Source organism: Vibrio toranzoniae (assembly GCF_024347655.1).
Lineage (GTDB): Bacteria > Pseudomonadota > Gammaproteobacteria > Enterobacterales > Vibrionaceae > Vibrio > Vibrio toranzoniae.
This window is the reverse complement of sequence record NZ_AP025514.1, coordinates 1,226,659-1,240,766: the sequence shown is the minus strand read 5'-3', so window position 1 is coordinate 1,240,766 and position 14,108 is coordinate 1,226,659. Positions and strand designations below refer to the sequence as shown.

Sequence of the window (14,108 nt, the reverse complement as noted above, 5' to 3'; positions counted from 1 at the left end):
TCCTATCATCCAATAAGTATGGCAAAAAAATCGGAGTGAGCATGTTATTTTTACGAGGCGATATAAATCAGATAGAGCTCCAATGATTATCCCACTGGATGGGCGACTGCTGTGTCGACTTTTGATAAGGTGTACGTTGGCTAATCACATTACCCGCCCCAGAGCTAAGTCGAAACTCTCCATCAAGCAGCACTGCACCAGAAGCATCCGACAGCGCAGAGAGTTCTACTAATTCTTTCGTCTCTTTAGACCAAATACCGTAGCAATTCCCTCGTGGTGAGGTCGCAATAATCCAGTCATCTGACGCCGCAATGCTGGCGATGTAGTGATTGAACCTTGCCCATTGTTCTGGTTCTGCGTTCAGTGATTCAAACTGCCCGCCTTTAGTATGCATCGCCAAAAGCGAAGGATACTCATCTGGCTCACCACGATATTGCTGGCCACAAAGCACGGTTTCAGCACCATCATGGGCTAAGTGTCGAATGCTTAGCTTCTTGTCCAACAGCTCCACTTGCTCAAGTAGTACACCTTCAGGAGATACATAACTTAAGCTCGGTTGCATTGAATCCAAGTTTTTCGGTGTTCTGCCATCAGTATGAACACCACCAACGCCGATCGCGAGATTACCATCGGGCATGACGATCACTTCATGAGGGCCAATGCCAAAACCGGTGAACTCTGCGACCTTACGATACCCTTGCGCGACATCGTAAACGCCAATCACACCTTGGCTGCTGTCCGTTTTCCCTTCAGTGGCATACAGTAATTTGCCATCTAATGAGTAAACACCATGACCATAGAAGTGGCGGTTGTTACCTTTCACCACCATTTTGATCTGTTCGCCCTTTTTGTAGTCAAACACCATAAAATAGTCACCAGGACGACGAGCAAACACCACAGCATGCGATGAGGTTGGGCAAATAGCGACGCCATGACCACGATCGGGGATCGGTAGTTGGTTTAATGGCATCCCATATTCGTCAGCCACAACCGCTGAATATTGGCCACGACCATTTAGCGCACAGCCAATCAACTGGGGATCATTCGATACACTCTTTCGAGTCGCACACCCAAATGGCAGTACTGGAACAGCTGCGCAACCCAGTGCAGCCTTGAGTAGCATTCTTCTCGTATTATCAGTCACCATCGGTAGCATTAAATCCTATTACCACGCCAAGCTCTATCGCCACTTCTTCATGAATCAGGTACTTCAAGTGTTCTAGCTTATTGTATTGAGTAAGCACCGTTCGGTAGCCTTCTTTACTCTGCAATAACTCGAACAAGCTTGATTCTGTAGGCCAAGTATCTAGCGTTAGCGTAAATTGGTCAGCAACACGATCAGCAAGGTCGCTTAAGCCCTTCTCTCTCAATAAGCCATCTAGGCCATTGCCATCTGCTAGGTACAGTTTCTCTAGCGCCGCTACGTTCGCTTTTAGTTGAGTCATCGAGGTTTGTGCACGCCATGATTCTGAGAAGTAAGGACGCGGATGACCGATTTTCGCCATCGGACGACTCAGTTTTTTCATGCTGTAATCAAGTTGGTTAGTCAATAAAGCGATGTATTCCGATTCCCAACGAGTCTCGTCTTGCGCTAACCAAGGGTTAACTTGCCAAGCTTCAGCAATAGAAGCCGATTTCATTGCCAAGTTTTGTGCGATAGCTTGTGAAGATAAACACCCTAGCGCTTTATCTTGAAGCAATGGAGACTGTTCGTCGTACAGAGACCACTCCAACGCGCCTAGCCCTTGAACGGTCACACTCTGCTGCGCGATTTCGTCTTGTGACCAAGCTTTATCTTGCTGAGTCAGCTGACGCATTTTTAAGCCTGTGGTGTTCTTTTTATCTGGCCAAAACTGAACATTCCAACTCTCTTCAAGTGCCGCTGTTGGGCCTCTTTCTTGGCCTTGCAGTGCCATCCAATTGTTCATCGTGAGCTGCCACTGATCTTTCAAAGCATCTAGCTCAACATTATTGGTTTCACAGTAACCCTGCATCAAGACTTCTAGTTCACTGGCTTGCTTAGCAAATAGCAACGCTGAATCAAACTCTTGTTGATACACGCTACGACTGATATGAGCGGTCGTGTCTGCTTGATAAGAGACACCGTTAAACTCAGATGAAGCCGTTTGCTCACCCGATGATTGGCAGCCTGCCATGATTAATACCGACAAAGGCATTAACAAAAATTTATGTGTCATGCTGTTACCTTACTTCCTAGTTTTTCTTTTAATTATATGAGTTCAACAGATTTAAAAATTACCGCTGGCCTCGCATTCCTACAAGTTCAGTGGTGTATTCTTTAGGTTAACGTTTTCTTGGGGTTAGCTTGTTCTTTAAGTTAACTGGGCCGTTGAGCTACTGAATATCAGTCCGACTATAGCGAGTTCAAAAACGCCAGCAGTGCTTCACGCTCAGTCGCATTCAAAGACAAAACTTTTTGTTTCGCCATTTCAGCTTCGCCTCCGTGCCATAGGACCGCTTCCATAACGTTTCTTGCACGACCGTCATGAAGCAAGAAGGTGTGACCGTTCACTTCTTTGGTATAGCCTAATCCCCACAATGGCGTGGTGCGCCACTCTTGACCATTGGCAAGATACTCAGGGCGATTGTCCGCTAAGCCTTCACCCATGTCGTGTAGCAACATGTCCGTGTATGGGCTAATTAACTGGTTAGATAATGCAGGCAGACCTTCACGATCTTCCGTTCGGAATTCGGCTTGGTGACAGCTTTGACAACCAACGTCTTTGAACAGTTTTTTACCTTGCACGACAGCTGGAACATCAACATTACGACGAATTGGAACCGCTAAGTGCTGCGAATAGAACTCAACAAAATCTAGAATGTTGTCGCTCACTTCTGGCTCACCACCATTTGGGAAGTCATCACAAGTCGATTGCGCTGATGTGCAGTTTTCGTTCGGGAACAAGCGGCTTGTTAGGCCTAAGTCACCGTTAAATGCCGCTGCGTTTTGCTGCATTAGGTTTGGCTGTCCGGCTTTCCAACCGAAACGACCAAGCGCCATCTCGTTGGTTTGAACATCAAGAACATAGTTGGCTTTGCCTGACACGCCCTGTTTGTCTGCCAATTGTTGCTCGGCAAATCCTAAAATTGTTTCTTTTGGAATTCTCTCAAGCAAGCCAAGGCCGATCATTGGCGGTGCAACACGAGCTGAGAATTCAGTTTTAGGGTGCATCTCACCGAACGCAAGTTCCGTAATTTTTAAAATCGGTTTACGCAGAGTAACGACAGTGCCGTCTTTGAATTCAACAGGAACATCGGTGTAACTGATGTTCACTTTACCCTCTGGTTTAACACCTTGAAGTGCGAAATCTTGTAGCTGACCGCCGTAAGTCGGTTCTGGAATACCACCATCACGAATAAAGGCTTGTCTCTGCTCTGGCGTTTCAGCCGGAATGCTTAAACGAACCAACATGGATACTGCGTTCTCATCGCCTTTTTCTGGCGCGTGACCACGACCATCTTTGATGTGGCAGTTTTGACAGCCGTTAGTATTAAATAGTGGTCCTAATCCATCACGAGCATCAGTTGATGAGGGTGCAGGTACCCAAGGATTTCTAAAGAAGCTGTTACCGACACTGAAATCCAAGCGTTTGCTCATTGGTAGATTGGCTGCAGGAAGAGAAAAAGCATTCGCTCCCTCTTTCTTCACGGTCGTTTTGCCACCAGAGTAGGTTTCATGAGCATGTAATGGAGATACGAAAAACAGTGCGGTTAATAGTGAGGCTGAGAGATACGACTTCATACATTGCCTTGCTGTGTTTTTGATTTTAGTTTTTATTTGGGAGTGACTTTCATGAGTAACAAACAATTAAGGGCTCAAAGAGAGCCCTTTATGATTTTCGTCTTGGGTTCTTAGAACTCGTGATCAGCCGTGTCTGGGTTAAGGCTATCAATACCAATAACACCAGCAGCACGCTCGATTGCAGCAGTTTGAGACACTAGCGCCACAATCGTTTTGTTTACTAGTGCGTTACCCGCAGCGTTGTCAGAAGCAATTAGCTGATCGAAGTGCTGGTTGTTTTTCTCAGCAGACGTTACTAGTTGACCAACTTGTGCACGTGCTAGGTCAAACTGCTTTTGGATCTCTTTCGCAGCTTGCTCATCTTTTTGCTCTACTAGGTCAAACAGGCTTGGACCTGAAAGCAGAGTGCCGTCTTCACGCTTATATAGACCCGTGTAAACGTTGTAGATGCCTTGCTCGTTGTAGTAGTGAGAGTTGTGCGTGTTATCAGAGAAACAATCGTGCTCGTCTTCTGTTGAGTTAGCTTCTAGTGCCACCTTCATACGCTCGCCCGCTAGCTCACCTAGAGACAGTGAACCCATGCCGAATAGCATTTTACGTAGGCCATTCTCGCTAGATTCAGAAAGAAGCTCTTGACGGTAGTTGCCTTTCTCGCCTTCAGCCCACTGCTTTTCCATCCACTCTAGGTCTTGGATAAGTAGTTCAGCGGATGCTTTTAAGTATGCGCCACGGCGGTCACAGTTACCATTAGTACACTCAGCGCCAACAACGAAGTCAGTGTAAGCACGCTCACCTGCACCGCTGTTAGTACCGTTTAAATCTTGGCCCCAAAGTAGGAATTCAATCGCGTGGTAGCCAGATGCTACGTTCGCTTCAGAACCGCCGATCTCGTTAAGGTCTGCGATTAGCTCAGGGGTGATGTTCGTTGCATCAACAGTTGTCTGACCAATTTGGAAAGTCTTGTTCGCAACGATGTTTGCGCTAGCGCCTTCGTTTCCAAGCTCATATTGGTAATCAGAAGAAACGTAATCGATCAGGCCTTCATCTAGTGGCCATGCGTTTAGTTGGCCTTCCCAATCATCGACAATAACGTTACCAAAGCGGAACACTTCAGATTGTTGGTAAGGAACACGAGACTCAAGCCAAGCTTGTTTGACTTGTTCGAAGTTACCAGCAGAAGGAGAAGCTAAGAAGGTATCAATAGAAGAGTTCAACGCTTTTGCTGTAACTACTGAATCGGCAAACACTGCATGTGCGATATCTGCGTAATGTTCTACAACTTGATCTTGAGTTACTGCTGCGAAAGAAGAAGCAGAGGCAAAAATGAGTGACGAAGTTACGGCTTTTGTCACTAAAGATTTAATGGTCATGAAGCATCCTTGTTGAGCTTTAAATTATTATTCGTAGTAATAGTGCAAACTATTATCATTTACACTACGGATTAAAATAATACAAACTTACAATTTTATTGCAAGATAAATACAAAAAAACCTCACGCTGGTGAGGTCTTTAAACATTTTTGTGTTATACGCAACAAAGAGACGAGTCAGATATCCAAATTATGTTTTCCGTGTGAGACTTTTGCCTTGAGGTAGCTTTCGTTACCCGACTTTATATGAGCAGAGGTCTTTACCACTTCTTCAATCTCAATACCAAAAGATCTAAGCTCATTGATCTTCTTAGGGTTATTGGTCAGCAAACGGATTTTAGTGGTACCTAAAGCTCGTAGCATTTCAGCCGCTTCTGTAAAATCACGCAAATCATCACCAAAGCCTAGGTGATTATTTGCTTCATACGTGTTCATTCCTTCACTTTGAAGACGGTAAGCATCAATTTTGTTATACAAACCAATACCGCGTCCTTCTTGGCGTAAATAAAGAATCACGCCACCCGTTTCACCCATAATCCTTATGGTTTCGTCTAACTGCTCACCACAGTCACAACGAGATGAATGGAAAACATCACCAGTAAGACACTCAGAATGCATGCGAACAAGAGGTATGTCTTGTGTCTTATCTGCTGACCTAAATATCACAGCAACATGCTCTTTATCTGTTTTCAAACCATGAAAAGACAGAAGCTCAGCATCAATACTGCTTGTTACCCCTACTTTGAAATCTATTCTGGCACGCACTTCCGCCATAGCTATACTCACTTGAAAATTCGATGTATTTAACAACACTACATTATATATCTAGGCAATATTTTGTAGCGAACTATCTAATGATAGACACTATGAGGCTGTTAACAATTTTTTTCAAGATCGAACAGGCACAAATTGTTATGTTATAACAATAAATGTTCACATAAGAAAAAAACCCACATTGGCGTGACCAATATGGGTTATAAATAAGTCTACTTGTAGTGGTTGACTAAAACTGTAGTTATACCTTGACCGCTTATCAACCAACTTGTGTTTGCTTCCAGATGACTAATTGAACCCAGGCGTTTTGCAATTCGGTCAACTCTTCCGGGGTCAGAGTAGATACACTTGACTTAGCACTGTATTTTTCACCCCATTTATCTGCTTGGACATGGGTATGAAACTCTTTTTTTAGATTTGAGATTACGTTATCCACGAATACATCCTTATATAACAGTGCTTAGCCTTTATAATCTTTTAATGTTACAAAATACAGGTCAATTGGTAAACAATAATACATGACTTTTATGAGCTCTTTCTAACACTTTTTACTGATAGATATATAAACAATAGAAATAATAGACTGGGTAGTAGCCAAAGTAATAAGTTTGAAGCGTTCATTTCCGGCTTATAAAGTACAAATTCACCGAACCTGTCCGTCATATATTGAGTAATTTCACGATCACTCTCTCCAGCTTTTACCCTATTGAACACAACAAGACGTAAATCTTTTGCGATGGGAGAGTTCGACTCAATAAGATTTTGATTCTGACATTGCGGACAACGTAGTCTTTTTGCCAAGGAAATAGCTCGCTGCTGCTGTTCTGAGTTGTCAAACTCAAACAGTTCAACTTGAATGCTTGTATTCTTATTGTTGGCTGTAAACAGATCTCCTGCCATTCCCGGAAAGCTAATAGCAACAGTCGAAGAGAGTATAATCAGTATTCGCACCAAATATTTCATCATCCATTCGCACCATTAAAATACATGGCAAGCTCCTCTTTCCATATAGAGTCATTAATCACGCCCAATAACTTCTTAATAATTTGGCCATCGCCATCGACCAAGTACGTCTCAGGGGTTCCTATGACACCGACCTCTAAAGCCAACTTCCCTTGAGGGTCACTGATCACCGTTGAGTACGGATTGCCATCGCTCGATAACACATTGATCGCTGCCCCGGAGTTATCTCGATAATTGAGCCCAACAATTGGAATACCTTTATCATGAAGTTTGAGCAAAAAAGCGTGCTCAGTTTTACATATACCGCACCACGAAGCCCATACATTAACCAGTTGATAAGGATGCTGAGTGACATCAGCCAACGTAATTTCCTGTTTACTACTGATGCCTTCACTATTCGCTAACGCAGTAGATATGAATTCTGGAAATGCCCTTTTTTGCTCCGACACAATCGTCGATTGCTGCTTATTATTGAGCGCAAAGGCAAAACCCAACACCACCATTAATGCCAAGATAATTAACGTGATGAGCTTGTTACGAACGCTGGTATGCATACTGTGACGCCTTAACGGTTTTCTTTTTGCGATTGGTCAGTGAAAGCACAGCACCTAGAATTGAGAACAGCCCACCAAACCATATCCAACGAGCATACGCTTTGTACTGAACTCGAAATGCATAAGCGGTAGCATCAACTTTCTCACCCATGGTGATATACACATCGCCATGCCAGAACCACTTCATTGCAGGCTCGCTCATGTTCATCACTCGAACTTGGTAATGTCTTCTTTCAGGTGTAATGGAAAAACTTTTCTCGCCAGTATCTAGCTTAAGTATCGCCTTTTCAGCAGTAAAATTTGAGGCGACATAAAGCTCTGTATCTTCATGAGCAAGCGTCCAGTCCATAAACTCAACCTGTTCGCCTGGGCTCAATTTATAACTGCGTTCGAATGAGTGGTAACTGTTCATTGCAGCGCCTATGGCTAGAACGGCAATCCCAACATGAGCCAACATCATCACCCAGACTTTGCGTTGGAACTTGGAGCTTCGCGTCACCACTAAGCCATAAACATGAGTGAGTAAAACCCAAAATGCGAGTGACCATGTCATCAGAGCCATCACTTGGATCTTCTCTACTTGCCAAGCGTAACAGGCGAACCCGAGGCAAATAGATACTAAAGCGATCAGCATCATAACGCCTTTCGACGCTTGAGGCTTAATGCTCAACAAAGGGGCTAAGCCGACGACGGCTAACGCAAGCAAAGCCAAAGGTGCAATCAATAGATTAAAGTAAGGTGCACCGACCGAGATGTTTCCCAACCCGAGCAGTTCAAATACCATTGGATAAAATGTTCCGAACACCACGACAGCAGTCGCCAGAACAAAAATAAGCACCGCGACTAAGCTCAAAAAGCTTTTGCTGGCGAAGCTGGTAATCGGATTAGATTCAAAAGACTCTCCTCTGACGATAAGCAGAGAAAATGAACTCACCAGCACCAGAACTAATATAAGCAGCAGTGCGATCCCTTTGGTTGGGTCGACTGCAAAAGCGTGTACCGATGTGAGTACGCCAGATCGAACAATAAAGGTGCCGAGAATACTTAGGCAAAACGTTATGAAAGCAAGGCTCAGAGACCACTTCAACAACTGTCGCTTTCCTTTTGCAACACCTAAGCTGTGCAGTAAAGCGGTCGAAGTAAGCCATGGCAACAAGCTCGCATTTTCAACCGGATCCCAGAACCACCAGCCGCCCCAACCTAATTCGTAATACGCCCACCAAGATCCAAGAATGATCCCAGCGGTTAAAAAGATCCAAGCGACTAGACACCAACTGCGACAATGGGCAACCCAATCAAACTCAATAGGATCAACCAGCAAAGCGGCAACGGCAAATGCCAGCACCACAGAAAATCCGACATAGCCAAGGTAAAGTAATGGAGGGTGAAAGATCAGGCCGACATCTTGCAGCATTGGGTTAAGGTCACGCCCTTCAAGCGGTAAGGTCGAGTTCATCTCAAATGGGTTTGATGCAAGCAAAGTAAACCAAGCGAAGATTGCCAATAGTACGTTCATCACCCACAACACACGGCTTTGGTATTCATTCGAATAGTGTTTTTGTAAGGCAATAACACCCGACCAACAACTGATGGTCAGTACCCAAAATAACAACGAACCTTCATGACCAGCCCATACAGCTGCTAACTTAAAAAATGAGGGTAATTGAGTATTTGAATGTTCAGCAACATAGAGGATAGAGAAGTCATCACTGACAAAGGCATAGCCAAGCAATGCGACAGAAGTGAGAGAAAACAATGCACTTGAAAGAGAGAAACTGCGGATTAAACTTATATTTTGCGTCCGTTTGTTTAGCATTTGATAAAACGAATGCACACCAATAATGCTACTGAGTACAGCAACCAACACTAAACTAAACAGCCCCAAAGAACCGACCATATCACCTCAATAAGGCTCCGCTAGAGCAGAGCCGATCTGAACACGCATCTCATGTTTACTAAAAGCATGTTCATTAATAAGCAGATGTCTAGTATCCAACATCTGCTCACTAATAAACTTGCGCGAAATTAAGCTATCGTTAACTGCCCTGCATAAAGGACAAAAGTTCGCAGCATTAATACGCCCATTAGGCTTAGCGAAGTCACGGAGAAAATATACACCGAGCTATGGCGAATTGAAGTCGGCGTAACGGCATTCAGCAACAACGGTAAAATCATGCCCACACCGATGACGCCATACCAGAACCAACTTGCCCAGAAGCCACTGCCAATTGCGTTCCATACGGCTTGCTCACTTTGACCACCAGCGAAGATAAGCCCAGTAAAGAAAGTAATTAGAACAAACAATTCAAACATCACGACTGGACGTTCGAATCCGTGGATCCATGAAATAGTCGGGCTATGAGGTGATTCTTTAAAGACCAGCACACCAAATAAAATACACGCCGCCGCGCCCGAGGATAAGCTCGAGAATAAGAACAAAATCGGTAACACGGGGTTATTCAATAGTGGGAAGGTATTTAAAGCTGAAAGCAAGAATCCGGTATAAGCGGCAAGCATAAGAGCAAGAACCGCTAAGAATATTTCCAGAGCATTCTCAAACACTTCTAATTTGCCAATCCAGTTACCGACAAAGTCGAGTCGCCCTTTTAACCAGGTTTGGTCATTCAAGAACACGACGATTTGATCTCTAAATATAATGCCGATCCAAAGAAACAAGATCACCATATATACTTGGAATAAGATCACACCCATCGACATCACAGACGTTGGATTATAGAAGATCATGATCTTCCAAAATGACAATGGTTTTGTCAGGTGGAAAACCAAGATCAGCAGACCTGAAATGATCCCAAATGGCGCAAGAAAAGCTGTCGCCTTTAATACACCATTATGAGAAGGATCGCCTTCAATGACCTCACGCTTAAGGTAAATGGAAATCATGACGGCACCCGCCGACATCCCCGCCAGAAATAGATAGATGGCTATAATCCAGTCCCATACCACGGTACCAGACTGAAAAGCTGTGTCCCATGCACTCATAATCAAATCTCCCCTTTTTGGTGTGGCACTTTATAGAGTTTTGGCTGAGTACCTAGATAAGCTTTATCTCTGTAAACCACTTCCGATTGAAGCACCTGGTTTATCTCACTCTCAGGATCATTGAGATCGCCAAATACCAGCGCATTGGTCGGGCAAGATTCGACACAAGCAGGCAACTTCCCTTGTGCAAGATTGGTATCACGACAGAAGTTACATTTATCTGCGGATTTATTCTCGGGATGGAAAAAGCGCACTTGATATGGACAGGCTAATAAGCAGTAACCACAACCAACACACTTCTCTTTGTGCACATCAACAATGCCTGTCTTCTCATCTTTGTAGGCCGCCCCTGTTGGGCAGACCATCACACAAGGGGCATTATCACAATGTTGGCAAGAGTTACGAGTAAAACGGTAATCAACATTTGGATATTCGCCTTGAGGCTCGCTTTTAATAATTTCTAAGCGCGATACACCTTCGGGTACTTTGTTTACTTCACGACATGCTTCGGTACAGGCGGTACAACCAATACAAGCGGTTTCGTCATGAATCATTCCATAACGTTTAGTGCCATCTTCTTGAACATTGGCCAACGTCTTACGACTTGTTACCGCTGCCGTTCCCGCTACACCTGTGGTAAAAATAACAGCACCAGCGCCTGCTAAAAAGTTTCTTCTTGAGCAGCTCATAGATTACTCCTCTTCTTTCTTCTGGTTGAAGTCTGAATGGCAATCCACACACAGCTTGATGGTTTGCTTTTTATCTAAACCCAACACTTTCGCTTCAGTGGCATGAACGTCATGACAGTTTGAACAGGTTAAGTTTTGCGCGTGAACATCGTGAGTCCAATTCGCTTCACGAAGATCATCAGGCTTGTGACAATCAATACATTGGCTATTGGCATCTAGAATTAAGCTTGGTTCTAGGAAAACCTTTTCAGTTCCCGGTTGTGATTGAGCCTCGCGATACTTCACCACTTCAGGCGCACCTTCACGGTGATCGGGGCTAATTGAACTATGACAATCGGTACAATTTACTTCACGGCCAAGTAAAGCGTGTGCACTTTCACCATGTGAACCCAATACCGTTTCTTTTGAATCTTTATGGCATTGAACACACTTGTAGTCTTTGTCGCGTATTAATTCGACTTCATGTCTTGTTGATTCTCCTACTGGCGTAACAGCAGGCTCAGCAACAGCATGAATGGAATAACCATAGAGGCAGAATGCTAGAAGGGATTTAAGCATTATGACTATGGCCAATTTAATATTGCCCATTTTATCCTTTCCTTATACCGGCATTATTTAACTCTCAACTAAATAATATTCCGGTTAAACAAAAGTACCCTTAAACGATATTATTACCGTTTAAATGATATCAATTCTTATTTTGGATAAGCCACAACGCTTTCTATTGTCAGAATATACCTCTAATTGGGTAATACGAAATTTCGATAGGTTAATCTGTGAACGCAATCACCCTATTTAAAACATGGTCAATTTAGGTGATTGCTTGTCCAAATATGATAATAATTCTCAGTTAAATTCTAATCAACCTAACCACTTATACCACTTTAGGGTTATATAAACTTCAACGTGATTAAGGTCACTGCCATTAATTGATCTAAAACAAGCAAACTCCCGACACGTAACAAAATATGTTTATTTATGAATTAATATAAACAGGAATTCTCCAGTTCTTAATTTGAATAGCAAACTCACAACGCTTGGTATAAGAATCAGTATATTGGAGATATCACTGTGAAAAAGCATTGGATACGTAATTCGGTCACAACACTATTAATGGTTAGCGCATCACTAGCAAGCGCGGCCAGTTTTGCTGCGTCTGAACAAAAAGAAATTGGCGATCCTCGTAACGACCAGTTCGAGCAAAACCACCCAGATCAATATCATTCATGGAGACAAACTTCAGAAAGCGAAACCATTGAAGATGCACTAAAAGAAGATCCCAACATGGTTATCATGTGGGCTGGCTACGGCTTCGCAAAAGATTACAACAAAGCCCGTGGTCACTTTTATGCAATTGACGACGTAAGACAAACACTTCGTACTGGTGGCCCAACTGACGAAAGTTCGGGCCCGATGCCAATGGCATGTTGGAGCTGTAAGAGCCCAGATGTAGCACGTGTTATCGAAGAGCGTGGCGAAGATGGTTATTTCGACGGTAAGTGGGCGCGTCTTGGCAACGAGATCATTAACCCTATTGGCTGTTCAGACTGTCACGATACCCAAAGCGAAGGCTTCAAAAATGGTGAGCCAGCACTGAAGGTGACTCGTCCTTACGTTGAGCGTGCATTTGAAGCAATTGGTAAAAAGTTTGATGAGCAAAGCCGCTTAGACCAACAAGCGTCAGTTTGTGCCCAATGTCACGTGGAATATTACTTCACCGGTCCAACCAAAGGCGTGAAATTTCCTTGGGACCAAGGTACAACCGTCGGCGATATGGAACGTTACTATGATGCGATCAACTTTAAAGATTGGACGCATAAAGTATCGAAAGCGCCAATGCTGAAAGCACAGCACCCTGGTTTCGAAACATGGCGTGAAGGTATCCACGGCAAAAACAAAGTCGTTTGTGCAGACTGTCATATGCCTAAAGTCACCAAAGAAGATGGAACCGTTTATACCGACCATAAAGTGGGCAACCCATTCGACCGCTTCGAAGATACGTGTGCAAACTGTCACACTCAATCTAAAGAAACCATGCGTAACATCGTTTCAAGCCGTAAAGCGCAAGTTCTGAACATGAAGCTGACGGCTGAGAAACAAATTGTCGCCGCTCACTTTGAAGCGGGCGCAGCATGGGACGCAGGTGCGACAGAACAAGAGATGGAACCTATCCTACTGGATATACGTCACGCTCAATGGCGTTGGGACTACGCTATTGCATCTCACGGTATCCATATGCACGCTCCTGAAATCGCTTTAGAAGTGCTAGGTACTGCCGTTGACCGTGCAGCGGACGCTCGTACTAAGATTGTTCGTCTACTAGCTAAGAAAGGCATCACCGATCCAATCGAGATTCCAGATATCTCGACCAAAGAAGCCGCTCAAAAAGCGCTTGGAATGGACATGGATAAGATGAACGCCGAGAAACAACACTTCTTAGACACGGTTGTTCCTAAATGGGAAGAGCAAGCTGAAAAGCGTGAAGCCAACTACGAATACTAGTTTCTTCAAATAGACCGTTAGGTAAAAACCAGTCACACTAGTGTTGTGTGGCTGGTTTTTCTGTTTTAAATATTCAGTTTTAGGTTTAAAGCATTCAAATCAATACCTACTCTCCAATGACCGTTTACTCATTCAAGGAGTCAACAATGAAGACCTTATTTTCGCTTTCAGCATTATGCATTGCACTACTCAGTTCAGGCGTTAACGCATCAGAGCGCGCAGAGACAGGGTGGGAGTTAATAGAGAAAGGTGCGTTAGTTGTTGATGTCAGAACACCTGCAGAGTTCGCACAAGGGCATCTAGGCAACGCCGTCAACTACCCTCTTTCTGAAGTGGCTGCTCATTTTGTTAAGATAGATAAAGACCAACCCATCGTGTTGTATTGCCGCAGTGGCAATCGTTCAGGGCAAGCTTACCAGTTCTTGCGCGCTCAAGGGTTTACTCAAATCCATAACGCAGGTGGGTTAATCGAAATGCAAGAAAGCCAATAACTT

General features: G+C 44.0%; 14 protein-coding genes. 2 read left to right on the top strand and 12 right to left on the bottom strand.

Going from position 1 to position 14,108, the window contains the following annotated elements; translation table 11 throughout:
* Positions 1–67: 67 nt before the first annotated feature.
* From OCU50_RS05520 to nrfB, 12 genes are all read right to left on the bottom strand, one after another.
* On the bottom strand, positions 68–1,147 hold the full coding sequence (locus OCU50_RS05520; RefSeq protein ID WP_060467496.1) for a DUF1513 domain-containing protein: 1,080 nt from the start codon (positions 1,145–1,147) through the stop codon (positions 68–70).
* Positions 1,137–2,198, bottom strand: coding sequence for an imelysin family protein (locus tag OCU50_RS05515; RefSeq protein ID WP_060467495.1), 1,062 nt, complete (start codon positions 2,196–2,198; stop codon positions 1,137–1,139). Before OCU50_RS05515 ends, OCU50_RS05520 begins: the two co-directional genes overlap by 11 nt.
* Before the next feature lie 176 nt (positions 2,199–2,374).
* Positions 2,375–3,763 carry a di-heme oxidoreductase family protein gene (locus tag OCU50_RS05510; protein WP_060467494.1) on the bottom strand — a complete coding sequence of 463 codons (1,389 nt, stop codon included), beginning with the start codon at positions 3,761–3,763 and terminating at the stop codon, positions 2,375–2,377.
* Positions 3,764–3,873: 110 nt separating this feature from the next.
* Complete coding sequence (locus OCU50_RS05505) at positions 3,874–5,133, bottom strand: imelysin family protein (protein WP_060467493.1); 1,260 nt, start codon at positions 5,131–5,133, stop codon at positions 3,874–3,876.
* Between the two features lie 176 nt (positions 5,134–5,309).
* The gene (locus OCU50_RS05500; protein WP_060467492.1) at positions 5,310–5,906 is read right to left on the bottom strand and encodes a GTP cyclohydrolase II; all 597 of its coding nucleotides are present in this window, start codon (positions 5,904–5,906) and stop codon (positions 5,310–5,312) included.
* 259 nt (positions 5,907–6,165) lie between these two features.
* Complete coding sequence (locus OCU50_RS05495; protein WP_017055143.1) at positions 6,166–6,342, bottom strand: hypothetical protein; 177 nt, start codon at positions 6,340–6,342, stop codon at positions 6,166–6,168.
* An 89-nt stretch (positions 6,343–6,431) separates the two neighbouring features.
* Positions 6,432–6,872 (bottom strand): cytochrome c-type biogenesis protein, encoded by a 441-nt coding sequence (locus tag OCU50_RS05490; RefSeq protein WP_060467491.1) that lies wholly within the window; start codon positions 6,870–6,872, stop codon positions 6,432–6,434.
* Positions 6,869–7,423: a DsbE family thiol:disulfide interchange protein gene (locus tag OCU50_RS05485; protein WP_060467490.1), complete on the bottom strand. Its 555-nt coding sequence runs from the start codon at positions 7,421–7,423 to the stop codon at positions 6,869–6,871. Before OCU50_RS05485 ends, OCU50_RS05490 begins: the two co-directional genes overlap by 4 nt.
* Complete coding sequence (locus tag OCU50_RS05480) at positions 7,404–9,320, bottom strand: heme lyase CcmF/NrfE family subunit (RefSeq protein WP_060467489.1); 1,917 nt, start codon at positions 9,318–9,320, stop codon at positions 7,404–7,406. Before OCU50_RS05480 ends, OCU50_RS05485 begins: the two co-directional genes overlap by 20 nt.
* Before the next feature lie 128 nt (positions 9,321–9,448).
* A complete protein-coding gene (nrfD, locus tag OCU50_RS05475; RefSeq protein WP_060467488.1) occupies positions 9,449–10,423 on the bottom strand; it encodes a cytochrome c nitrite reductase subunit NrfD in 975 nt (324 codons plus the stop codon).
* 2 nt (positions 10,424–10,425) lie between these two features.
* Positions 10,426–11,112 (bottom strand): cytochrome c nitrite reductase Fe-S protein, encoded by a 687-nt coding sequence (gene nrfC / locus OCU50_RS05470; protein WP_060467487.1) that lies wholly within the window; start codon positions 11,110–11,112, stop codon positions 10,426–10,428.
* Positions 11,113–11,115: 3 nt separating this feature from the next.
* Positions 11,116–11,700: a cytochrome c nitrite reductase pentaheme subunit gene (gene nrfB, locus OCU50_RS05465; RefSeq protein WP_060467486.1), complete on the bottom strand. Its 585-nt coding sequence runs from the start codon at positions 11,698–11,700 to the stop codon at positions 11,116–11,118.
* 483 nt (positions 11,701–12,183) lie between these two features.
* Between nrfB and nrfA the strand changes: the two genes are divergently transcribed.
* Together nrfA and OCU50_RS05455 are read left to right on the top strand one after the other, a co-directional pair.
* The gene (gene nrfA, locus OCU50_RS05460) at positions 12,184–13,614 is read left to right on the top strand and encodes an ammonia-forming nitrite reductase cytochrome c552 subunit (RefSeq protein WP_201023941.1); all 1,431 of its coding nucleotides are present in this window, start codon (positions 12,184–12,186) and stop codon (positions 13,612–13,614) included.
* A 146-nt stretch (positions 13,615–13,760) separates the two neighbouring features.
* The gene (locus OCU50_RS05455; protein WP_060467484.1) at positions 13,761–14,105 is read left to right on the top strand and encodes a rhodanese-like domain-containing protein; all 345 of its coding nucleotides are present in this window, start codon (positions 13,761–13,763) and stop codon (positions 14,103–14,105) included.
* Positions 14,106–14,108: the final 3 nt, after the last annotated feature.

What these genes read in the sequence shown, in the direction of transcription:
- OCU50_RS05520 (WP_060467496.1), bottom strand. Translation starts at nt 1,147, where the DNA reads ATGGTGACTGATAATACGAGAAGAATGCTACTCAAGGCTGCACTGGGT.
- OCU50_RS05500 (WP_060467492.1), bottom strand. Translation starts at nt 5,906, where the DNA reads ATGGCGGAAGTGCGTGCCAGAATAGATTTCAAAGTAGGGGTAACAAGC.
- OCU50_RS05510 (WP_060467494.1), bottom strand. Translation starts at nt 3,763, where the DNA reads ATGAAGTCGTATCTCTCAGCCTCACTATTAACCGCACTGTTTTTCGTA.
- OCU50_RS05485 (WP_060467490.1), bottom strand. Translation starts at nt 7,423, where the DNA reads ATGCATACCAGCGTTCGTAACAAGCTCATCACGTTAATTATCTTGGCA.
- nrfC (WP_060467487.1), bottom strand. Translation starts at nt 11,112, where the DNA reads ATGAGCTGCTCAAGAAGAAACTTTTTAGCAGGCGCTGGTGCTGTTATT.
- OCU50_RS05490 (WP_060467491.1), bottom strand. Translation starts at nt 6,872, where the DNA reads ATGATGAAATATTTGGTGCGAATACTGATTATACTCTCTTCGACTGTT.
- OCU50_RS05480 (WP_060467489.1), bottom strand. Translation starts at nt 9,320, where the DNA reads ATGGTCGGTTCTTTGGGGCTGTTTAGTTTAGTGTTGGTTGCTGTACTC.
- nrfD (WP_060467488.1), bottom strand. Translation starts at nt 10,423, where the DNA reads ATGAGTGCATGGGACACAGCTTTTCAGTCTGGTACCGTGGTATGGGAC.
- OCU50_RS05515 (WP_060467495.1), bottom strand. Translation starts at nt 2,198, where the DNA reads ATGACACATAAATTTTTGTTAATGCCTTTGTCGGTATTAATCATGGCA.
- OCU50_RS05455 (WP_060467484.1), top strand. Translation starts at nt 13,761, where the DNA reads ATGAAGACCTTATTTTCGCTTTCAGCATTATGCATTGCACTACTCAGT.
- OCU50_RS05505 (WP_060467493.1), bottom strand. Translation starts at nt 5,133, where the DNA reads ATGACCATTAAATCTTTAGTGACAAAAGCCGTAACTTCGTCACTCATT.
- nrfB (WP_060467486.1), bottom strand. Translation starts at nt 11,700, where the DNA reads ATGGGCAATATTAAATTGGCCATAGTCATAATGCTTAAATCCCTTCTA.